The sequence below is a fragment of the Mycobacterium sp. SMC-4 genome, assembly GCF_050205565.1.
Taxonomy (GTDB): Bacteria; Actinomycetota; Actinomycetes; order Mycobacteriales; family Mycobacteriaceae; genus Mycobacterium.
Genome location: NZ_JBNMQU010000005.1, coordinates 99,487 through 119,840 on the forward strand (window position 1 = coordinate 99,487; position 20,354 = coordinate 119,840).

Here is a 20,354-nt window from a genome sequence, read left to right on the forward strand (position 1 = left end):
CTGGCGCGGTGCGACTCGTCTTCGCCGGCACACCGGAACCGGCCCTGCCCTCCCTGCGCCGGCTCATCGACTCGCCCCGCCACGAGGTGGTCGCGGTGCTCACCCGCCCCGACGCGCCGGTGGGGCGGCGCGGCCGACCGACCCCGTCGCCGGTGGCGCAACTGGCGGCCGAACACGACATCCCGGTGTTGCGACCGCCCCGACCGAACGCCGCGGAGTTCGTCGCCGAGCTCGCGGAGATCGGGCCCGACTGCTGCCCCGTGGTGGCGTTCGGGGCCCTGCTGCGCGACGAACTGCTCGCCGTTCCGCGGCACGGTTGGGTCAACCTGCACTTCTCGGTCCTGCCGGCGTGGCGGGGCGCCGCGCCGGTCCAGGCAGCGCTGGCCGCCGGCGACACCGTCACCGGCGCCACCACCTTCCAGATCGAACCGGACCTGGATTCGGGACCGGTGTTCGGTGTCGTCACCGAAACCATTCGCCCCAGCGACACCGCCGGCGACCTGCTCGACCGGTTGGCGGTCTCCGGGGCCGAACTGCTCGAGGCCACCCTCGACGGCATCGCCGCCGGCACCCTGACCGCGGTGCCGCAACCCGCCGACGGCGTGAGCATCGCCCCCAAGATCACCGTCGACGACGCACGTATCCGCTGGGACCTGCCGGCCCACGTCGTCGACCGCCGCATCCGTGCGGTCACCCCCAACCCGGGTGCCTGGACGATGATCGGCGACCTGCGCGTCAAGGTCGGCCCCGTCGCTCTGTCCTCCGACGCCGCGGAAACCCTTGCGCCCGGCGAGATCTCGGTCGGCAAGAAGACGGTGCGCGTCGGCACCGGCTCGGTCCCGGTGGAGCTGTCCACGGTGCAACCGCCGGGCAAGAAGGCGATGAACGCCGCCGACTGGGCGCGCGGCGCGCGCCTCGAGGACCTCGGGTGGGCGCGGTGACCGGGCCCGGCCGCAGACGGCCCCAGAAGCGACGACCGCTCGATCCGGCCCGGCGCGCGGCGTTCGACGTGCTGCGCGCGGTCTCGGACAAGGACGCCTACGCCAACCTCGCGTTGCCGGCGATTCTGCGCGACCGCGGACTCAGCGGCCGCGACGCGGCGTTCGCCACCGAACTGGCCTACGGTGCGTGTCGCAGCCGCGGGCTGCTCGACGCCGTCATCGCCGCGGCGGCCGGCCGGCCGGTCGACCGCATCGACCCGGTCCTGCTCGACCTGCTGCGCCTCGGCGCCTATCAGTTGCTGCGCACGCGCGTCGAAGATCACGCCGCGGTGGCTACCACCGTGGAACAGGCCGGCATCGAATTCGACACCGCCCGTGCGGGATTCGTCAACGGGGTGCTTCGCACGATCGCTCGCCGCGACGAGGCGTCCTGGGTCGACGAACTGGCCCCGCCGAAGTCCGAAGACCCGATCGGGCATCTCGCGTTCGTCCACGCACATCCCCGCTGGATCGCGCAGGCGTTCGCCGACGCGCTGGGAGCGCGCGCCGACGAGCTCGCGGCCCTGCTCGCCAACGACGACGCCCGCCCGACGGTGCACCTGGCCGCACGCCCCGGCGACCTCACGGCGCAGGAACTGGCCGAGCAGGTCGGCGGTACCGTCGGGCCCTACTCGCCGTACGCGGTCCACCTCACCGAAGGTGACCCGGGCCAGTTGGCGGCCCTGCGCGAGGGCCACGCCCTCGTGCAGGACGAGGGCAGCCAACTGGTCGCTCGAGCGCTGACCCTGGCGCCGCTGGAGGGGCAGGACACCGGTCGCTGGCTCGACCTGTGCGCCGGCCCGGGCGGCAAGACCGCTCTGCTGGCGGCACTGGGCCGCGACGCCGGTGCCACCGTCACAGCGGTCGAACCCGCGCCGCGACGTGCCGAACTCGTCGAACAGAACACCGCCGGCCTACCGGTGACGGTGCACCGCGTCGACGGCCGCCAATCCGGTCTGGGACCCGGGTTCGACCGGGTGCTGGTCGACGCGCCCTGCACCGGACTCGGAGCGCTGCGCCGTCGTCCCGAGGCGCGCTGGCGGCGCCAACCCGGCGACGTCGCCCCGCTGGCCAAGCTGCAGCGCGAACTGCTGGCCGCGGCGATCGGCCTCACCAGACCCGGCGGCGTGGTGCTGTACGCGACGTGCTCTCCACACCTGGCCGAAACCACCGGCGTCGTCGCCGACGCGCTGCGCCGGCACCCGGTGACGGCGCTGGACACCCGCGAATTGTTCGTGCCGGCCACCGACGTCGGTGACGCGACGTCGGTCCAGTTGTGGCCGCACCGGCACGGCACCGATGCGATGTTCGCCGCTGCATTGCGCGTGACCGGTCCCCGTTAGGCTCGGGTCCATGGCCGCACCACACGCTTCCTCCGCACCGTTGATCGCGCCGTCGATCCTGTCGGCGGACTTTGCCCGCCTGGCCGACGAGGTGGCCGCGGTCGAGGGCGCCGACTGGCTCCACGTCGACGTGATGGACAACCACTTCGTGCCCAACCTCACCCTCGGCCTGCCCGTGGTGGAATCGCTGTTGGCGGTCACCGACATCCCGATGGACTGCCACCTGATGATCGAACGCCCCGACAAGTGGGCACCGCCCTACGCCGAAGTCGGCGCGCACAACGTGACCTTCCACGCCGAAGCCACCGACAACCCGAGTGCGGTGGCCCGCGACATCCGGGCCGCGGGTGCGAAAGCCGGCCTGGCGATCAAACCGGGCACTTCGATCGAGCCGTACCTGGAGATCCTGCGCGATTTCGACACGCTGCTGGTGATGTCGGTCGAGCCGGGCTTCGGCGGCCAGAAGTTCATCTCCGAAGTGCTGCCCAAGGTCGGAACCGCCCGCCGCCTGGTCGACGCCGGTGAACTGACGATCCTCATCGAGATCGACGGCGGCATCAACGCCGACACCATCGAAGCGGCCGCAGAAGCCGGGGTGGACTGTTTCGTCGCCGGCTCTGCGGTCTACAGCGCCGACGACCCCGCCGCGGCGGTGCGTTCCCTGCGGCAGCAGGCCGCTGCGGCAGCCCCGCATCTGACGCTGTGAACCTCGACGCGGCGATGGCCGCGGCGCTCGAACAGGGGGAGCGGGTCAAGGGGAGGACCTACCCGAATCCCCCTGTGGGAGCGGTCATCCTGGATCGCGACGGCCAGATCGTCGGTGTCGGTGCCACGGCCCCGACCGGTGGGCCGCACGCCGAGGTGGTGGCATTGCGCCGCGCGGGGGAGCGGGCCGCCGGCGGTACCGCGGTGGTCACCCTCGAGCCGTGCAACCACACCGGCCGCACGCCGCCGTGCGTCGAGGCACTGCTGGCCGCCGGCGTCGCCGAGGTGGCGTTCGCCGTCAGCGATCCCAACCCGATCGCCGCGGGCGGCGCCGCCCGCCTGGCCGCGTCCGGGGTGCGCGTCACCGCCGGGGTGCTCTCGACGGCGGTAGCCGGCGGCCCGCTGCGCGAATGGCTGCACAAGCAGCGCACCGGATCACCGCATGTGACGTGGAAGTTCGCGATGAGCGTGGACGGCCGCAGCGCCGCCGCCGACGGCACCAGCCAGTGGATCACCAGCGAAGCAGCGCGCGCGGACGTCCATCGGCGCCGCGCCGCCGCGGACGCGATCGTGGTCGGAACCGGCACCGTGTTGACCGATGACCCGACGTTGACCGCGCGGCTGCCCGACGGCGCTCTGGCCGATCACCAGCCGCTGCGGGTCGTGGTGGGGACTCGCGAAATATCGCCGGACGCAAGGGCTCTCAACGAAGACTCGCACACCATGGTGATCCGCACCCGCGACCCGCACGAGGTGATGCGCGCGCTGTCCGACCGCACCGACGTGATGCTCGAAGGCGGACCCACCCTGGCCGGCGCGTTCGTGCGGGCCGGTCTGGTGAACCGGATCCTGGCCTACGTCGCGCCCATTCTGCTCGGCGGACCCGTCACCGCCGTCGACGACGTCGGAGTGCGCAGTATCACAGGCGCGCACCGGTGGCGCTTCGACGCCGTGGAACCGCTGGGACCCGACATGCTGCTCAGTCTCGTGCCACCGCTGTAGCGCCTGCGACGACTACACTCGACTGCAACGCCGGGCGCCGGTCCGGCGGGAATATCGCGCTTTCAGAGACGAGTTGCGCATGAGAGCACGAGAAAAAGGATTTCACCATGACCGCAGTGCAGAATTGGCTTCCCGTTGATCTGGTCGCACCGGCGATCGTCCGCAACGTCATCCGCGACGTGCTGCGTGATCTGCAGAAAATGACCCAACGCGACGCCTCACCGGCGCCCGGGTTTCAGTTGATGGTCCCCGGCGTCGAACGCTGCTGAGCGACAGGTCCTGACTCCGGTTCCTCGGCGTACTCGTCGCGCGCGCTGATCAGCAGACCCAGGACCGCGCCCACCACGCAGACCAGCGCGGTGATCGTGAAGATCTCGGAGTACTGAAGCACGTAGGCCTCCCGCACCCGGTTGGCCTCGGCGGCCAGCCGCTCGGCCAGCGTGTTTCCGCCGGTACTGGCCGGGAGCCCGGCCAGATGCTGGTTGAACCGGTACAGACCCCATGCACTCAGCGCCGCGATGCCGATCAGCATCCCGATCATGCGTGACACCACCACCGCTGCCGAGGCGATGCCGTGCTGCGCCGACGGCACCACCCGCAGCGTCGCGGAGGTCAGCGGTCCGATCACCAGACCCAGACCGAACCCGGCCACCGCCAGGTCGGTGTCGAGCATCGGAAGGCTGAACAGCACCAGGTCGTGGCGGGCGGCCAGCACGTCGACCGGCCACCGGGCGATCAGCAGGTAGCCGCCCGCGGCGATCAACAGACCGGTGAACGCCACGATGCGGTCGCCGATCCGGGTGGCCGCCCAGCCGCCGAGCAGCGCACCGACCGGCAACGCGGCCAGGAACCACAACAGCAGGAACGCGGCCTCGATCTGGTCCTTGCCCAGGACACCCTGTGCGAACAACTCGACGTTGACCAGCGTCACCATCAGCGCCGCGCCTGTGGCCAGGGACGCGCCCAGCGCGGCCAGGAACGGCCGGAAGTGCACGCCGGCAGGTTCCAGCAGCCGGGTCTTGGCGAACTTCTCCCACCCGAAGAACGCGGCGGCGGCCACCGCCGCGGCGATCAGTACCGGCGGACCCCAGCTCGGCAGCACCTCCTTGCCGTCGGGCGCCGGGTTGTACAGGCCGATCACCGCCAAGCCGAGCGCCACCGCCAGCAGCAGCCCGCCGACCACGTCGACCTTCTGCGGGTTCTCGCTGTCGACCCGGCCCGGCAGGCTGAAGTGGATCATCACCATCGCCAGCGCCGCCAACGGCACGTTGACCCAGAACACCGACTGCCAGTGACCGAACAGCCACACCAGCGTGATGCCGTAGATCGGGCCGAGCACGCTGCCGAACTCCTGCGCTGCGCCGACACCGCCGAGGACCGCGGCGCGGTTGCGCGCCGCCCACAGATCGGCGGCCAGCGCCAGCGTCACCGGCAGCAGCGCACCGCTGGCGGTGCCCTGGATGACACGGCCGAGGACCAGGATCGTCAGGTCCGTCGACAGCGCGGTCACCACCGAGCCCAGCGCGAAGCCGGCCAGGCTGACCTGGATCAACATCTTGCGGCCGAACCGGTCGGACGCGCGGCCCAGCAGCGGCATCGCCGCGATGTAGCCCAGCAGATAGCCGGTGATGATCGGGGTGACGCGCTGGATCTGATTGATGCCGATCCCGACGTCCCGCATGATGTCGGTCATGATCGTCACGACGACATAGGTGTCCAGCGCGCCGAGGATCACCGCGAGACTGCCCGCGCTGATCGCGATGCGCCGGTTGGTCGACGCGACGAGCGGAGGCGAAGCGCCCATCAGGCGGCGGGCTTGTCGATCGTCACAGGCTGACCCCACTTGGTCAGCGTCATGGTCACGCTGTTGCCCGGGCTGGGCTCCAGGCGTGCCTGCATCAGCTCGTGCTCACCCTCCTCGGCGACCCACGCGGTTCCGGGCACCGGGCCGGTCGCAGCGATCTGCGGAGCGATCTTGTTCACCGCGTCGGCGCTGACGCTGCCGGTGATGCGGACCGTGCCGACCCCGTCGATGGTCTCGCGGCCGTCGGAGGTGGCATCGGAGAAGTTGGCCAGCACGTTGGCCAGGCCGAGATTGGGGTCCAGGATCGCCGCGACGTCGTAGACGTCGGAGGCCGGACCGAAGTTCGACAGGTTCCCGCCGGAGGTCAGCGCGGCGTAGAGGTCTCCGTCGGAGACGACGAAATCGACGCCCTGGAGGCGCTGGCCCATGAACACGATGTCGGCGGTGCCCTTCGCGGCGACACTGGGCGACTGCGTCAGGTCACCCTCGAGGGACTCCACGGGCAGATCGGCGAGCTGCCCCTGCACCGACAGTGTCAGATGGGCGCTGGTCTGCCCCTTGGTGGTCTGGCTGGACTCGCTCAACAGGGTCGCGGCGTCGGGCAGGTCCGCGCCGGAATCCTCCGATGAGGAACTCGAGCAGCCTGCGACAACGACGAGGGCAGCGGTCAGGGCGGCGAAGATCGCCAACAGGCGGGTCTGCATGCCTGCATCGTAAAGGGTGCGGACTGATGGTCGTGGTTGTCGAACCCCCACACCTCTAGGCTTGGCGTGTGTTCACCGGAATCGTCGAAGAGTTGGGCGAGGTCATCGGCAAGGAGTCGCTCGGTGATTCCGCGCGTCTGATGATCCGCGGATCGGTGGTGACTTCGGATGCCGGCCACGGTGATTCGATCGCGGTCAACGGGGTGTGCCTGACCGTCGTCGACCTCCTCGCCGACGGGTCCTTCACCGCGGATGTGATGAACGAGACACTGAACCGCTCGAGTCTGCGGGGCATCGACGTCGGCGCGCGCGTGAACCTCGAACGCGCGGCGGCGCTGAACAGCCGGCTGGGCGGGCACATCGTGCAGGGCCATGTCGACGGCACCGGCCACATCCTCAGCCGGGAGCCGTCGGAACACTGGACCGTGGTGCGCATCGCGCTGCCCGCGGCGCTGGCCCGCTACGTGGTGCAGAAGGGGTCGATCACCGTCGACGGTGTCTCGCTGACGGTGTCGGGGCTCGGTCACGACTGGTTCGAGGTGTCGCTGATCCCGACCACCCTGGAGATGACGACGCTGGGTCGCGCCGAGGTCGGCGCGCACGTCAACCTCGAGGTCGACGTGATCGCCAAGTACGTCGAGCGGCTGCTCGGGCAGCAGGACGACCAGCGCGACGCCTGACGGAGCCATTGCGCGGGCTCGAGCCCTCTGTTAGACAACGGAACGTTCGCGGGGGGTCGTGAGCAGGAGGTTCGTGATCGGTACCGCTCGTGAGCACGTCGGGCACACGTTGGCGTTGACGCGGAGCATCGGCGCCCCGGCGGCAGTCAATCTGGTGGCCCGCCGCCTGCTGGGCCGCCGTCGCCCGGTCACGGTCCCGTGCGGGCCGCACCGCCTCTGGGTGCGTCCCACCGACAGCGATTCCTATGTCCTGGCACAGATCTTCACCGCGGGGGAATACGCCGCGTCACCGTTCTGGATGACCCGGCTGAACGCGGTGGCGGCCGATCTCCGCGCAGCCGGACGGGTGCCGCTGATCGTCGACGCGGGTGCCAACGTCGGGTACTCGGCGTTGTATCTGGCCGAGCGGTTCCCCGACGCCGTGGTGATCGCCGTCGAACCCGACGCCGACTGTGTCGAACTTCTCAGCCGCAACTGCGAAGTGAATTCGCGCATCCGTCCGGTGCACGCCGCGCTGTGGAGTCACGACCGCGGCGTCGACCTGGTCAACCGCGAGCACGGGTCGTGGGCCAACCGGGTGGCTGACGGCGGTGTGACTCCATCGGTCACCCTCGAGCAGCTGATCGCGCAGGTGCCCGACGCGGCCCCGTTGATCGTGAAACTCGACATCGAGGGGGCAGAGACCGAGGTCTGCGCGGCCTCGCCGGAGGCTGTCGCATCGTTCGCCTGCATCATGATCGAGCCGCACGACTGGATGCTGCCGGGCTCCGGCGGTCTGTCCCCGCTGTACGAGGCGGTGGCCGGCAAGAAGATGGACACACTGATCTGTGACGAGACGATGATGCTCTTCGACTGCGCGGCGTTGGCGGCCGCGGCGTCCCGCTGAGCGCTGCCGGGCAATGGCCGCGCCGTCCGCGTGGTTCATACTGAAGGAGCACTCCACAACGGACTGCACGAGGTTCCGCCCGGAACCGGCGAAGGTGGTGAGGATGACGAGGCTGGATTCGGTCGAACGTGCGGTGGCCGACATCGCCGCAGGTAAGGCCGTGGTCGTCATCGACGACGAGGACCGCGAGAACGAAGGCGACCTGATTTTCGCCGCCGAGAAGGCCACGCCCGAACTCGTGGCGTTCATGGTCCGCTACACCTCCGGCTATCTGTGCGTCCCGCTCGACGGCGACATCTGCGACCGGCTCGGTCTGTTGCCGATGTACGCGGTCAACCAGGACAAGCACGGTACCGCCTACACCGTCACTGTCGATGCGAAAATCGGTGTCGGAACCGGCATTTCGGCATCCGACCGCGCCACGACCATGCGTCTGCTCGCTGATCCGCAGGCGGTGGCCGACGACTTCACCAAACCCGGCCACGTTGTGCCGTTGCGCGCCAAGGACGGCGGCGTCCTGCGCCGCCCCGGCCACACCGAGGCCGCTGTCGACCTGGCCCGGCTGGCCGGGTTGCAGCCGGCCGGCGCCATCTGCGAGATCGTCAGCCAGAAGGACGAAGGCGCGATGGCCCAGACCGACGAGCTGCGCATCTTCGCCGACGAACACGACCTCGCGTTGATCTCGATTGCCGACCTCATCGAGTGGCGGCGCAAGCACGAGAAGCACATCGAACGCGTCGCCGAGGCGCGGATCCCGACCCGGCACGGGGAATTCCGCGCGGTCGGCTACACCAGCATCTACGACGAGGTCGAGCACGTCGCGCTGGTCAAGGGCGATATCGCGGGTCCGGACAGCGACGGCCATGACGTGCTCGTGCGCGTGCACTCCGAATGCCTGACCGGCGATGTGTTCGGATCCCGACGCTGCGACTGTGGGCCCCAACTGGACGCGGCGCTGGCGATGGTCGCGCGCGAGGGGCGCGGTGTGGTGCTCTACATGCGCGGCCACGAGGGCCGCGGCATCGGCCTGATGCACAAGCTGCAGGCCTACCAACTGCAGGACGCCGGCGACGACACCGTCGACGCGAACCTCAAGCTCGGCTTGCCCGCCGATGCCCGCGACTACGGCATCGGCGCGCAGATCCTCGTCGACCTCGGGGTGCGCTCGATGCGGCTGCTGACGAACAACCCGGCCAAACGCGTCGGGCTGGACGGCTACGGGCTGCACATCATCGAGCGCGTGCCGCTGCCGGTGCGCGCCAACGCCGAGAACATCCGCTACCTGATGACCAAGCGCGACCGCATGGGCCACGACCTGACCGGCCTCGACGATTTCGACGAGGCGCTGCCGGGCGAGTTCGGGGGAGCGGTATGAGTCCCGCCGCCGGGGTCCCGGACCTGCCGCCGCTCGACGCCGCCGACGTGACCCTCGGCATCGTGGCCAGCACCTGGCACGAGACCATCTGTGACGCGCTGCTCGACGGCGCGCGCAAGACCGCCGCCGACGCCGGCGTCGACAACCCGACCGTGGTCCGGGTCCTGGGCGCCATCGAAATCCCCGTCGTGGCACAGGCATTGGCCGCGACCCACGACGCCGTGATCGCGCTCGGCGTGGTGATCCGCGGTGAGACACCGCATTTCGACTACGTGTGTGACGCCGTCACGCAGGGTCTCACCCGGGTGTCGCTGGACGCGTCGACGCCGGTGGCCAACGGTGTGCTGACCACCAACACCGAGGCGCAGGCACTGGCCCGGGCCGGCCTGCCCGGCTCCACCGAGGACAAGGGCGCCCAAGCGGCCGCTGCGGCGTTGTCGACTGCGCTGACATTGCGGGCGCTACGGTCCGGTTCATGACGGCCGAGCAGTGGGACGCCGAGGTCAAACCGGTTCTCACGCCGCGGTTCGCCTACGGTGCCGCCGTGCTCATCGCGGGCGCGCACATCGTGGTCGGTGCACTGCTGAAGTCCTCGTCGACCGGTGTGTACTTCACCACCGCCGACCAGATCGCGATCGCTGCGCTCGGCGTGGTGATCGCCGCGTTCGTGTGTCTGTTCGCCCGACCGCGGCTGCGGGTCGGACCGGCCGGGGTGGCGGTGCGGAACCTGTTCGGGTACCGCATCGTTCCGTGGGCCGATGTGCGTGGCATCTCGTTCCATCCTGGTGCGCGGTGGGCCCGGCTGGACCTGCCCGACGACGAGTACATCCCCGTGATGGCGATCCAGGCGGTCGACAAAGCACACGCCGTGGAGGCGATGGACACCACCCGCGCGCTGGTGCAGCGCTACCGCGGCGGGGATGTCACGGGTAATCGCCGGTAACGGCGCCCTCGCGGCGCGGATCGGCGCCACCGGACCAGCCCGGGTCGTCGCGCACGATCACCGACAGACCGCTGGACTGATCGGCCACGTCGACCTGGTGCCCGAGCTCGCGCAGGCCGGTGACCAGTGGGTCGTGCGCGCCGTCGTCGCGTGTGTCGATCACGGGGTGCTCGCCGCCGACGTTGGTTTCCGGTGAGTTCGCGGCGCCGAAGTTCACCAGCGACACCGCCTGCTGCGCGTCGAGACCCCAATCGAGCAGACCCACAACCGTTTTCACGACGAACTGAATGATGGTCGAACCGCCCGGTGAGCCGGCGACCGCATAGAGCCGACCGCGTGAGCCGTTCGGGGCGCTGTCGAAGATCAGGGTGGGGGCCATGGTGCTGCGCGGCCGCTTGCCCGGCTGCACCCGGTTGGCCACGGGTACGCCGTCCGGGCCGGTCGGTTCGGCGGAGAAGTCGGTCAGCTGATTGTTGAGCAGGAACCCGTCGACCATGTGAAAGGAGCCGAACGCCGACTCCACCGTCGTCGTCAACGACGCGGCATTGCCCTGCGCATCGACCACGCTGATGTGGCTGGTGCCGTGCTCCCGGGGTTGCGGGACCGGCGCCGCGGCCGGACCGAACTCACCCGGCTCGGCGGTGCCCATGCTGCGCTCCGGGGAGATCAGCGCCGCCCGGCCGGTCAGATACGCGCTGTTGATCAAGGTGTCCGGTGACCCGCCCGGCAGCGCGACGAAATCGGTGTCGGCCACGTAGCGGTCGCGATCGGCGTAGGCCAGCCGCTGCGCCTCGGCGATCAGGTGCACACCTTCCACCGTGGGTCGCCCGCCATTGAGGTCCACATCGGTGGGGCGGTGCTCGGCCATCGGGAACCGTTCGAGCATGCCCAGCGTGGCCGCCACGGCGATCCCACCCGACGACGGCGGCGGCATCCCGCAGACGTGCTTGCCGCGGTAGCCGACGCACAACGGTTCTCGAACCCTGGTGGTATATGCCGACAGGTCTTCGAGGGTCAACGCCCCCGGGGTGCGGCCGCCGGACGTGTCGGCCACGGCGTCGACGATGCCGCGGGCGATGTCGCCGGTGTAGAACGACCTCGGATCAGCGGCGATGGCGCCCAGTGTCTTTGCGTACGCCGGGTTGGTTAGTCGGGTCTGTGCCGCCTTCGGGGAGCCGTCGTTCTCGAGGAAGTACCCCGCGGCCTCGGGGTCGCGGCGCAGATCCGGTGCCGCGTCGGCGATTGCGGCGGCCAAGCGGTCGCTGATGTCGAACCCGTCGTCGGCCAGGCGCACCGCCGGGGTGAACAGGTCGCGCCACGGGGTCGCGCCGTGCGCACGGTGCGCGTCGGCCAGCAGCGCGACGATTCCGGGCACGCCGACCGAGCGTCCCGACGAGCGTGCATCGGGTCGCGGTTCGGTCCGGTCGGTCTCGGAGATCCACCGCAGATAGTTCTCGGTGGCGGCCGCCGGCGCGGTCTCGCGGCCGTCATACGCCTGCACCGTGCCGGTCGCGGCGTCGTAGTACAACAGGAATCCGCCACCGCCGATACCCGAGGACTGCGGCTCGACCAGGCCCAGCACCGCCTGCGCGGTCACCAACGCATCAGCTGCGGTACCGCCGTCCCGCAGCACTTCGCACGCCGCCTGGCTGGCCAACGGATTGGCGGTGGCCACCGAGTAACCGATGGTGTGCACCGCAGACATGTCGCTGCGGTAGCCCGTCGCGGTCTCGGGTGCGGACTCGTCGTCCCGTGACTGGGACTTGTCCACGAATGTGCCGTTGGCCACGATCGCGCACGGGCCCGCCGGCGCTGGCGGGGACTCCGGCGCACCGCCGCAACCTGCGGCCAGCACCACGATGGCCACCAGAGACCCCACCCGGCTGGACCGCATCCCCGAACGGTAGTCGATCAGCGGCGTCAGGACTGCGCAGTAACCTGGGTCCGTGCCCGATCCATCGACGTACCGACCGGCCCCCGGGTCGATCCCCGTCGAACCGGGCGTCTACCGCTTCCGCGACCCGCGCGGACGGGTCATCTACGTCGGCAAGGCCAAGAGCCTGCGCAGCCGGCTGAACTCCTACTTCGCCGACATCTCGGGCCTGGCGCCGCGCACCCGCCAGATGGTGACGACCGCGTCGGCCGTCGAATGGACCGTCGTCACCACCGAGGTCGAGGCGCTGCAGCTCGAGTACAACTGGATCAAGGAGTTCGACCCGCGGTTCAACATCCGCTACCGCGACGACAAGTCCTACCCGGTGTTGGCCGTCACACTCAACGAGGAGTACCCGCGCCTGAAGGTCTACCGCGGACCGCGCCGCAAGGGCGTGCGGTACTTCGGCCCCTACTCGCACGCCTGGGCCATCCGCGAGACGCTCGACCTACTGACCCGGGTCTTCCCCGCGCGCACCTGCTCGAACGGAGTGTTCAAGCGGCACAGCCAGATCGGGCGCCCCTGTCTTCTCGGCTACATCGACAAGTGCTCGGCGCCGTGTGTGGGCCGCGTGTCGGCCGAGGAACACCGGCAGATCGTGCTGGATTTCTGCGACTTCCTCGCCGGCAAGACCGACCGGCTGATCCGCGAGATGGAGCAGCAGATGAACGCCGCGGCGGCCGAACTCGACTTCGAGCGGGCCGCACGGCTGCGCGACAACATCGGCGCGATGCGTCGTGCTCTGGAGAAGCAGGCCGTGGTGTTCGGCGACGGCACCGACGCCGACGTGGTGGCGTTCGCCGACGACGAGCTCGAAGCCGCCGTCCAGGTGTTCCACGTGCGCGGTGGACGGGTCCGCGGCCAGCGCGGCTGGATCATCGAAAAATCCGGCGAGCCAGGGGAATCCACGCAGGAATACCTCGTCGAGCAGTTCCTGACCCAGTTCTACGGCGACCAGGCTGCGCTCGGCGGCGCCAGCGACGCCGGCGGCGACGAGGCCACCAACCCGGTGCCCAAGGAGGTGCTGGTGCCCGTGCTGCCGGACACCGCGCAGGAATTGGAGACGTGGCTGTGTCAGCTGCGCGGATCGCGCGTGAAGCTGCGGGTGGCTCAACGCGGCGACAAACGTGCGCTGGCCGAGACGGTCAAACGCAACGCCGAGCAGGCGCTCAACCAGCACAAACTCAAACGGGCCGGGGACTTCACCGCGAGAAGCGCTGCGTTGCAGAGCATTCAGGAAGCGCTCGGGTTGGCCGAAGCTCCGCTGCGCATCGAGTGTGTCGACATCAGCCACGTACAGGGCACCGACGTGGTGGCCTCGCTGGTGGTCTTCGAAGACGGCCTGCCGCGCAAGTCGGACTACCGGCACTACGCCATCCGGGAAGCAGCCGGCGACGGCCGCTCCGACGACGTCGCCTCGATCGCCGAGGTGACGCGCCGCCGCTTCTACCGGCATCTGCGCGAGGTCGCCGAGACCGACCAGCCCGCCGAGGACCGGCCCAAGCGGTTCGCCTACCCGCCCAACCTGTTCGTCGTCGACGGCGGTGCGCCGCAGGTCAACGCCGCAGCTGCGGTACTCGAAGAACTCGGCATCACCGACATCGCGGTGATCGGACTGGCCAAGCGACTCGAGGAGGTCTGGGTGGCCTCCGAGCCCGACCCGGTGATCCTTCCACGCAACAGCGACGGCCTGTACCTGCTGCAGCGGATCCGCGACGAAGCCCACCGGTTCGCCATCAGCTATCACCGCAGCAAGCGGTCCAAGCGGATGACGGCCTCGGCGCTGGATTCGGTGCGCGGACTCGGTGAGCACCGCCGTAAGGCACTGGTCACGCATTTCGGTTCGCTGGCACGCATCAAACAAGCCAGCGTCGAAGAGATCACCGCGGTGCCGGGGATCGGGGCGGCAACGGCGCGTGCAGTACTGGAGGCGTTGGGCGGCTCGCCCGAATCCGAAGCGCCTGCACCGCACATGGACGATGATCAGAGCAGAGTATCGGGATGACAGAGCAGGGCATGCACGAAGACTTGCGTGGGGGAGCCGGCACCGCCGGCAGCGAGAACGACCGTGAATCGCCGGACAGCGGTATCGACGTGGTGTTGGTCACCGGCCTGTCGGGTGCCGGGCGCGGTACGGCCGCCAAGGTGCTCGAAGACCTCGGCTGGTATGTCGCCGACAACCTGCCGCCGGAACTGATCGCCCGCATGGTCGAGTTCGGTCTGGCCGCCGGGTCGCGGATCACCCAGCTGGCCGTGGTGATGGACGTACGTTCGCGCGGTTTCACCGGCGATCTCGACTTCGTGCGCAGCGAGCTGGCCACCCGCGACATCGCACCCCGGGTGCTGTTCCTGGAGGCGTCCGACGACATCCTGGTGCGCCGCTACGAGCAGAACCGCCGCAGCCATCCGCTGCAGGGCAACCAGACGCTGGCCGAGGGCATCGCCGCCGAGCGTGCACTGCTGGCGCCGGTGCGCGCGTCGGCGGATCTGGTGATCGACACGTCGTCGCTGTCGGTGCACGGACTGCGGGAGAGCATCGAACGCGCCTTCGCCGGTGAGGCCATCGCGCACACCAGCGTCACCGTCGAGTCGTTCGGCTACAAGTACGGCCTGCCGATGGACGCCGACACCGTGATGGACGTGCGGTTTCTGCCCAACCCGCACTGGGTGGACAGTCTGCGCCGGCACACCGGCCAGCATCCCGAGGTCCGCGACTACGTCCTCGGGCAACCCGGCGCGGTCGAGTTCCTGGACTCCTACCATCAGCTGTTGGACGTCGTGATCGACGGATACCGGCGGGAGGGGAAGCGCTACATGACGGTCGCGATCGGATGCACCGGCGGCAAGCACCGCAGCGTCGCGATGGCCGAAGCGCTCGCCGAGCGGTTGCACGACACCGACCTCACGGTGCGCGTGCTGCACCGGGATCTGGGCCGCGAATGAGCATGCGGATCGTCGCCCTTGGCGGTGGCCACGGGCTGTATGCCACCCTGTCGGCGGCTCGGCGGCTGACGCCGCACGTCACCGCGGTCGTCACCGTCGCCGACGACGGCGGATCCTCCGGCCGGTTGCGCAGCGAACTCGACGTGGTGCCCCCCGGAGATCTGCGAATGGCGTTGGCGGCCTTGGCTTCTGACAGTCCGCACGGGCGGCTGTGGGCGACCATCATCCAGCACCGGTTCGGTGGCAGCGGTGCCCTGGCGGGCCACCCGATCGGCAACCTGATCCTGGCCGGCCTCAACGAAGTGCTGGCCGACCCGGTGGCGGCTCTCGACGAGCTCGGCCGGATCCTGGGCGTCAAAGGCCGGGTGCTGCCGATGTGCCCGGTCGGTCTGGGCATCGAGGCCGATGTCGTCGGCCTCGAGTCCGACCCGCGGCTCAGCCGCGCGATCCGCGGCCAGGTCGCGATCGCGACCACCGTCGGCAAGGTGCGCCGGGTGCGGCTGCTGCCCAGCAACCCGCCGGCCACCCGGCAGGCGATCGATGCGATCCTCAACGCCGACCTGGTCGTACTCGGTCCCGGCTCCTGGTTCACCAGTGTCATTCCGCACGTCCTGGTCCCCGAACTCGCCGCGGCGCTCAAGGAGACCACGGCGCGCCGGGCGCTGGTGCTCAACCTGGTGGCCGAGCCCGGGGAGACGGCCGGCTTCTCCGTCGAGCGGCACATCCACGTGCTCGCTCAGCACGCACCGGACTTCACGGTCGCCGACATCATCGTCGATTCGTCACGGGTGCACAGCGAACGGGAGCGTGAACAGCTGCGCCGCACCGCCACCATCCTCGACGCTTACGTCGAGTTTGCTGACGTTTGCCGGCCTGGTACACCTTTACATGACCCGGCCAAGTTGGCCGCGGCATTGGAGGGGGTGCTCCAAAAAGGCGAGAATCCCGCCGGCACGGTTGTCCCACCGACAGTGCCCACCCCGACAGCGAACGGACCGAGAGGTGACGACCCGTGGCGATGACAGCCGAGGTCAAAGACGAACTCAGCCGCTTGGTGGTCAATTCGGTCAGCGCGCGCCGCGCGGAGGTGGCCTCGCTGCTGCGCTTCGCGGGCGGACTGCACATCGTGTCGGGCCGAGTCGTCGTCGAAGCCGAGGTCGACCTGGGAATCATCGCCCGCCGGCTGCGCAAGGACATCTACGACCTGTACGGCTACAACGCCGTGGTGCATGTGCTCTCGGCCAGTGGAATCCGCAAGAACACCCGTTATGTGGTGCGCGTCGCCAAGGACGGCGAGGCGCTGGCGCGCCAGACCGGGTTGCTCGACCTGCGCGGCCGCCCGGTGCGCGGTCTGCCCGCCCAGGTGGTCGGCGGGAGCGTCGCTGATGCCGAAGCCGCTTGGCGCGGCGCGTTTTTGGCCCACGGGTCGCTGACCGAGCCGGGCCGTTCGTCGGCGCTGGAGGTCAGCTGCCCCGGCCCGGAAGCCGCGCTGGCACTCGTCGGTGCGGCTCGGCGTCTCGGCGTCAGCGCCAAGGCGCGCGAGGTCCGCGGCAGCGACCGCGTGGTGGTCCGCGACGGCGAGGCGATCGGCGCGCTGCTCACCCGGATGGGCGCCCAGGACACCCGGCTGACGTGGGAGGAGCGGCGCATGCGTCGCGAGGTCCGCGCCACCGCCAACCGGTTGGCCAACTTCGACGACGCGAACCTGCGTCGCTCGGCGCGCGCGGCCGTGGCTGCCGCGGCGCGGGTGGAGCGTGCGTTGGAGATCCTCGGCGACACCGTCCCCGACCATCTGGCCGCTGCCGGCCATCTGCGGGTCGCGCACCGCCAGGCCTCCCTGGAGGAACTCGGCCGGCTGGCTGACCCGCCGATGACCAAAGATGCTGTGGCAGGGCGGATTCGACGACTGTTGTCGATGGCCGACCGCAAAGCCAAACAAGACGGCATCCCCGACACCGAATCGGCCGTCACACCGGATCTGCTCGAAGACGCCTGACGTGCGGGTCGGTGTGGCGCTCCCGGATCCGCCGTTCAACGCGATGCCCGGCCACGGCGGCCTCGACATCGACGTGATGACGGCGCTGGCCGCGGTCCTCGGCGAGGAGGTCGAGTTCGTCGCCGACGACGGCGCGGAGTTCGACGGCATCTTCGACCGACTGGCCGCCGGCGAGTACGACTGCGTGATCTCCGGGACCACCGTCACCCCCGAACGCGAACGCCGCGCGGCGTTCCTGCCGCCGTACCTGATCTCCGGGCAGGGGCTGGCGGTCGACACCGCGCGGCTGCCGCACGTGCGGTCCGTCGACGATCTGGCCGGGCTGACCATCGGCGTGCAGCGCGGCAACACCGGGGAGGCGCTGGCCCGGCAGCTGGTCGCCGACGGGAAGGCCGCACACCTGCGGCTCTACGACCACGGCGCGGTGGCCACCGCGATCGCCGACCTGGTGGCCGGCGGCTGTGACGCGGTGATCAAGCTCGCACCGGCACTGGCCGAACTGGTCAGGCAGGTGCCCGACGTCGAGCTCGTGGCGCGTGGACTGTCGGTGGAGAACATCGCGATCGCGGTGCGGCGCGACGACCAGCAGCTACTGGCGCGTCTGCAGGTCGCGCAGGCCGAACTCGAAGAGAACGGAACCCTGCAGCGCATCCGGCGAACCTGGCTGGGCAACCCGTACGTCGACCAGAGTCTGGGAGCGCTCTGACCTCGATGCGGGGCGACCGCACCCGGCGCCGGCGACACTACTAGGCTGGCCTGGAGTAGTCGTCGGCGCAGTTCAACAGAGACAAAGCACAGAGGAGAGACACGTGACGATCCGAGTAGGCGTAAACGGTTTCGGCCGTATCGGACGCAACTTCTTCCGCGCGCTGGACGCGCAGAAGGCCGAAGGCAAGAACACCGACATCGAGATCGTGGCAGTCAACGACCTCACCGACAACGCCACGCTGGCCCACCTGCTGAAGTTCGACTCGATCCTGGGCCGTCTGCCTTACGACGTCAGCCTCGAGGGCGAGGACACCATCGTCGTCGGCGACCACAAGATCAAGGCGCTCGCGATCAAGGAGGGGCCCGCGGCGCTGCCGTGGGGTGACCTCGGTGTCGACGTCGTCGTCGAGTCCACCGGCATCTTCACCGCCCGCGACAAGGCACAGGGCCACCTGGACGCCGGCGCCAAGAAGGTCATCATCTCCGCGCCCGCCAGCGACGAAGACATCACCATCGTGCTCGGCGTCAACGACGACAAGTACGACGGCAGCCAGAACATCATCTCCAACGCGTCGTGCACCACGAACTGTCTGGGACCGCTGGCCAAGGTGCTCAACGACGAGTTCGGCATCGTCAAGGGCCTGATGACCACCATCCACGCCTACACGCAGGACCAGAACCTGCAGGACGGCCCGCACAAGGATCTGCGGCGCGCCCGCGCTGCCGCGCTCAACATCGTCCCGACCTCGACAGGTGCGGCCAAGGCCATCGGGCTGGTGCTGCCCGAGCTCAAGGGCAAGCTCGACGGGTACGCGCTGCGGGTGCCGATCCCCACGGGCTCGGTCACGGACCTGACCGCCGAACTGTCGAAGTCGGCCACCGTCGACGAGATCAACGCCGCGATGAAGGCCGCCGCCGAGGGCCCGCTCAAGGGCATCCTGAAGTACTACGACGCCCCGATCGTGTCGGCCGACATCGTCACCGACCCGCACAGCTCGCTCTACGACGCCGGCCTGACCAAGGTCATCGACAACCAGGCCAAGGTCGTGTCCTGGTACGACAACGAGTGGGGCTACAGCAACCGTCTCGCCGACCTGATCGCTCTGGTCGGGAAGTCGCTGTAGTCGACGATGGCCATCAAGTCGCTCTCCGATCTTCTGGCCGAGGGAGTTTCGGGGCGGGGCGTGTTGGTGCGCTCCGACCTGAACGTCCCGCTCGACGACCAGCGCCAGATCTCTGACCCGGGTCGCATCATCGCGTCGGTGCCCACGCTCAAAGCCCTGGCCGACGCAGGGGCCAAGGTCGTCGTCACCGCCCACCTGGGCCGCCCCAAAGGTGAGCCCGATCCCAAGTACTCGCTGGCCCCGGTGGCTGCGGCACTGGGGGAGAAGCTCGGCCGGCACGTGCAGTTGGCCGGTGACGTCGTGGGCAGTGACGCGCTGGCGCGTTCGGAAGGCTTGACCGACGGCGACGTCCTGTTGCTGGAGAACGTGCGTTTCGACGCCCGGGAGACCAGCAAGGACGACGCCGAGAGGCTGGCGTTCGCCAAGTCGCTGGTCGAAATGGTCGGCGACGACGGGGCTTTCGTCTCGGACGGCTTCGGCGTCGTGCACCGTAAGCAGGCCTCGGTCTACGACGTCGCCACCCTGCTGCCGCACTATGCGGGCACGCTGGTGGACACCGAGGTCAAGGTGCTCGAGCAGCTCACCAGTTCCACCGAGCGCCCGTATGCGGTGGTGCTCGGCGGTTCGAAGGTGTCGGACAAGTTGGCGGTCATCGAGAACCTCGCCACCAAGGCCGACAGCCTGATCATCGGTGGCGGCATGTGCTTCACTTTCCTTGCCGCACAGGGTTGTTCGGTGGGCAGCTCGCTGCTCGAGGAAGGCATGGTCGACACCTGCCGCAAGCTGCTCGACACCTACGGCGACGTGCTGCACCTGCCGGTCGACATTGTGGTGGCGGAGAAGTTCGCCGCCGACTCGCCGGCCGAAACCGTTGCCGCCGACCGCATTCCGGACGGGAAGATGGGCCTGGACATCGGCCCCGAGTCGGTCAGACGGTTCACCGCGCTGCTGTCGAACGCCAAGACGGTCTTCTGGAACGGGCCGATGGGCGTGTTCGAGTTCCCGGCGTTCGCGGCGGGCACCAAGGGTGTGGCCGAGGCCATCATCGGCGCGACCGGGCGCGGCGCGTTCAGCGTCGTGGGCGGCGGTGATTCCGCCGCGGCGGTGCGCCAGCTCGGGTTGGCCGAGGACGGCTTCTCCCACATCTCCACCGGCGGCGGAGCGTCGCTGGAGTACCTCGAGGGCAAGACCCTGCCCGGCATCTCCGTACTCGAGAACTGAAAGGCGC

20 protein-coding genes are annotated in these 20,354 nt (G+C 69.6%); 17 read left to right on the plus strand and 3 right to left on the minus strand.

The window, feature by feature from the left end; all coding sequences use genetic code 11:
* Positions 1-8 precede the first annotated feature (8 nt).
* From fmt to ACQI46_RS10940, 5 genes are all read left to right on the plus strand, one after another.
* The gene (gene fmt / locus ACQI46_RS10920) at positions 9-941 is read left to right on the plus strand and encodes a methionyl-tRNA formyltransferase (protein WP_427094011.1); all 933 of its coding nucleotides are present in this window, start codon (positions 9-11) and stop codon (positions 939-941) included.
* Positions 938-2,323, plus strand: a complete 1,386-nt coding sequence (locus tag ACQI46_RS10925) for an RsmB/NOP family class I SAM-dependent RNA methyltransferase (protein ID WP_427094207.1) — start codon at positions 938-940, stop codon at positions 2,321-2,323. Before fmt ends, ACQI46_RS10925 begins: the two co-directional genes overlap by 4 nt.
* Positions 2,324-2,333: 10 nt before the next feature.
* Positions 2,334-3,029 carry a ribulose-phosphate 3-epimerase gene (gene rpe / locus ACQI46_RS10930; protein WP_427094012.1) on the plus strand — a complete coding sequence of 232 codons (696 nt, stop codon included), beginning with the start codon at positions 2,334-2,336 and terminating at the stop codon, positions 3,027-3,029.
* Positions 3,026-4,030 (plus strand): bifunctional diaminohydroxyphosphoribosylaminopyrimidine deaminase/5-amino-6-(5-phosphoribosylamino)uracil reductase RibD, encoded by a 1,005-nt coding sequence (gene ribD / locus ACQI46_RS10935; protein WP_427094013.1) that lies wholly within the window; start codon positions 3,026-3,028, stop codon positions 4,028-4,030. The genes rpe and ribD overlap by 4 nt, the downstream gene beginning before the upstream one ends.
* Before the next feature lie 107 nt (positions 4,031-4,137).
* Complete coding sequence (locus ACQI46_RS10940) at positions 4,138-4,299, plus strand: hypothetical protein (protein WP_427094014.1); 162 nt, start codon at positions 4,138-4,140, stop codon at positions 4,297-4,299.
* On the opposite strand, the gene ACQI46_RS10945 is transcribed toward ACQI46_RS10940, so the two are convergent.
* Together ACQI46_RS10945 and ACQI46_RS10950 are read right to left on the minus strand one after the other, a co-directional pair.
* Positions 4,266-5,834 (minus strand): MFS transporter, encoded by a 1,569-nt coding sequence (locus tag ACQI46_RS10945; protein ID WP_427094015.1) that lies wholly within the window; start codon positions 5,832-5,834, stop codon positions 4,266-4,268. The genes ACQI46_RS10940 and ACQI46_RS10945 overlap by 34 nt on opposite strands.
* Positions 5,834-6,538, minus strand: coding sequence for an LppX_LprAFG lipoprotein (locus tag ACQI46_RS10950; RefSeq protein ID WP_427094016.1), 705 nt, complete (start codon positions 6,536-6,538; stop codon positions 5,834-5,836). Before ACQI46_RS10950 ends, ACQI46_RS10945 begins: the two co-directional genes overlap by 1 nt.
* 68 nt (positions 6,539-6,606) lie before the next feature.
* Between ACQI46_RS10950 and ACQI46_RS10955 the strand changes: the two genes are divergently transcribed.
* The 5 genes from ACQI46_RS10955 to ACQI46_RS10975 all read left to right on the plus strand — a co-directional run bounded on the left by ACQI46_RS10955 (position 6,607) and on the right by ACQI46_RS10975 (position 10,422).
* Positions 6,607-7,218, plus strand: a complete 612-nt coding sequence (locus ACQI46_RS10955; RefSeq protein ID WP_427094017.1) for a riboflavin synthase — start codon at positions 6,607-6,609, stop codon at positions 7,216-7,218.
* Positions 7,219-7,291: 73 nt separating this feature from the next.
* On the plus strand, positions 7,292-8,104 hold the full coding sequence (locus tag ACQI46_RS10960; protein WP_427094018.1) for an FkbM family methyltransferase: 813 nt from the start codon (positions 7,292-7,294) through the stop codon (positions 8,102-8,104).
* A gap of 103 nt (positions 8,105-8,207) precedes the next feature.
* Positions 8,208-9,479 carry a bifunctional 3,4-dihydroxy-2-butanone-4-phosphate synthase/GTP cyclohydrolase II gene (locus tag ACQI46_RS10965; RefSeq protein WP_427094019.1) on the plus strand — a complete coding sequence of 424 codons (1,272 nt, stop codon included), beginning with the start codon at positions 8,208-8,210 and terminating at the stop codon, positions 9,477-9,479.
* Positions 9,476-9,958, plus strand: a complete 483-nt coding sequence (ribH, locus tag ACQI46_RS10970; RefSeq protein ID WP_427094020.1) for a 6,7-dimethyl-8-ribityllumazine synthase — start codon at positions 9,476-9,478, stop codon at positions 9,956-9,958. The genes ACQI46_RS10965 and ribH overlap by 4 nt, the downstream gene beginning before the upstream one ends.
* Positions 9,955-10,422, plus strand: a complete 468-nt coding sequence (locus tag ACQI46_RS10975) for a PH domain-containing protein (protein ID WP_427094021.1) — start codon at positions 9,955-9,957, stop codon at positions 10,420-10,422. The genes ribH and ACQI46_RS10975 overlap by 4 nt, the downstream gene beginning before the upstream one ends.
* Here the strand turns inward: ACQI46_RS10975 and ACQI46_RS10980 are convergent.
* Positions 10,403-12,316 (minus strand): gamma-glutamyltransferase family protein, encoded by a 1,914-nt coding sequence (locus ACQI46_RS10980; RefSeq protein WP_427094022.1) that lies wholly within the window; start codon positions 12,314-12,316, stop codon positions 10,403-10,405. The genes ACQI46_RS10975 and ACQI46_RS10980 overlap by 20 nt on opposite strands.
* A gap of 52 nt (positions 12,317-12,368) precedes the next feature.
* On the opposite strand from ACQI46_RS10980, the gene uvrC reads away from it, so the two are divergent.
* The 7 genes from uvrC (at position 12,369) to ACQI46_RS11015 (ending at position 20,347) form a co-directional block, all read left to right on the plus strand.
* On the plus strand, positions 12,369-14,360 hold the full coding sequence (gene uvrC, locus ACQI46_RS10985) for an excinuclease ABC subunit UvrC (protein ID WP_427094023.1): 1,992 nt from the start codon (positions 12,369-12,371) through the stop codon (positions 14,358-14,360).
* On the plus strand, positions 14,357-15,298 hold the full coding sequence (gene rapZ, locus ACQI46_RS10990) for an RNase adapter RapZ (protein WP_427094024.1): 942 nt from the start codon (positions 14,357-14,359) through the stop codon (positions 15,296-15,298). The genes uvrC and rapZ overlap by 4 nt, the downstream gene beginning before the upstream one ends.
* Positions 15,295-16,320, plus strand: coding sequence for a uridine diphosphate-N-acetylglucosamine-binding protein YvcK (gene yvcK / locus ACQI46_RS10995; protein WP_427094025.1), 1,026 nt, complete (start codon positions 15,295-15,297; stop codon positions 16,318-16,320). Before rapZ ends, yvcK begins: the two co-directional genes overlap by 4 nt.
* Positions 16,317-17,294 carry a DNA-binding protein WhiA gene (whiA, locus tag ACQI46_RS11000; RefSeq protein ID WP_427094208.1) on the plus strand — a complete coding sequence of 326 codons (978 nt, stop codon included), beginning with the start codon at positions 16,317-16,319 and terminating at the stop codon, positions 17,292-17,294. Before yvcK ends, whiA begins: the two co-directional genes overlap by 4 nt.
* Position 17,295: 1 nt before the next feature.
* On the plus strand, positions 17,296-18,000 hold the full coding sequence (locus ACQI46_RS11005) for an ABC transporter substrate-binding protein (protein WP_427094026.1): 705 nt from the start codon (positions 17,296-17,298) through the stop codon (positions 17,998-18,000).
* A gap of 103 nt (positions 18,001-18,103) precedes the next feature.
* Positions 18,104-19,126, plus strand: a complete 1,023-nt coding sequence (gene gap / locus ACQI46_RS11010; protein WP_427094027.1) for a type I glyceraldehyde-3-phosphate dehydrogenase — start codon at positions 18,104-18,106, stop codon at positions 19,124-19,126.
* A 6-nt stretch (positions 19,127-19,132) separates the two neighbouring features.
* The gene (locus ACQI46_RS11015) at positions 19,133-20,347 is read left to right on the plus strand and encodes a phosphoglycerate kinase (RefSeq protein ID WP_427094028.1); all 1,215 of its coding nucleotides are present in this window, start codon (positions 19,133-19,135) and stop codon (positions 20,345-20,347) included.
* The last annotated feature ends 7 nt before the right edge of the window (positions 20,348-20,354 follow it).

Excerpts from the sequence above, each read along its gene's own strand:
- rpe (WP_427094012.1), top strand. The coding sequence starts at position 2,334 with ATGGCCGCACCACACGCTTCCTCCGCACCGTTGATCGCGCCGTCGATC.
- ACQI46_RS10940 (WP_427094014.1), top strand. The coding sequence starts at position 4,138 with ATGACCGCAGTGCAGAATTGGCTTCCCGTTGATCTGGTCGCACCGGCG.
- ACQI46_RS10945 (WP_427094015.1), bottom strand. The coding sequence starts at position 5,834 with ATGGGCGCTTCGCCTCCGCTCGTCGCGTCGACCAACCGGCGCATCGCG.
- ACQI46_RS10950 (WP_427094016.1), bottom strand. The coding sequence starts at position 6,538 with ATGCAGACCCGCCTGTTGGCGATCTTCGCCGCCCTGACCGCTGCCCTC.
- ACQI46_RS10965 (WP_427094019.1), top strand. The coding sequence starts at position 8,208 with ATGACGAGGCTGGATTCGGTCGAACGTGCGGTGGCCGACATCGCCGCA.
- ribH (WP_427094020.1), top strand. The coding sequence starts at position 9,476 with ATGAGTCCCGCCGCCGGGGTCCCGGACCTGCCGCCGCTCGACGCCGCC.
- ACQI46_RS10975 (WP_427094021.1), top strand. The coding sequence starts at position 9,955 with ATGACGGCCGAGCAGTGGGACGCCGAGGTCAAACCGGTTCTCACGCCG.
- ACQI46_RS10980 (WP_427094022.1), bottom strand. The coding sequence starts at position 12,316 with ATGCGGTCCAGCCGGGTGGGGTCTCTGGTGGCCATCGTGGTGCTGGCC.
- rapZ (WP_427094024.1), top strand. The coding sequence starts at position 14,357 with ATGACAGAGCAGGGCATGCACGAAGACTTGCGTGGGGGAGCCGGCACC.
- yvcK (WP_427094025.1), top strand. The coding sequence starts at position 15,295 with ATGAGCATGCGGATCGTCGCCCTTGGCGGTGGCCACGGGCTGTATGCC.
- whiA (WP_427094208.1), top strand. The coding sequence starts at position 16,317 with ATGACAGCCGAGGTCAAAGACGAACTCAGCCGCTTGGTGGTCAATTCG.
- ACQI46_RS11015 (WP_427094028.1), top strand. The coding sequence starts at position 19,133 with ATGGCCATCAAGTCGCTCTCCGATCTTCTGGCCGAGGGAGTTTCGGGG.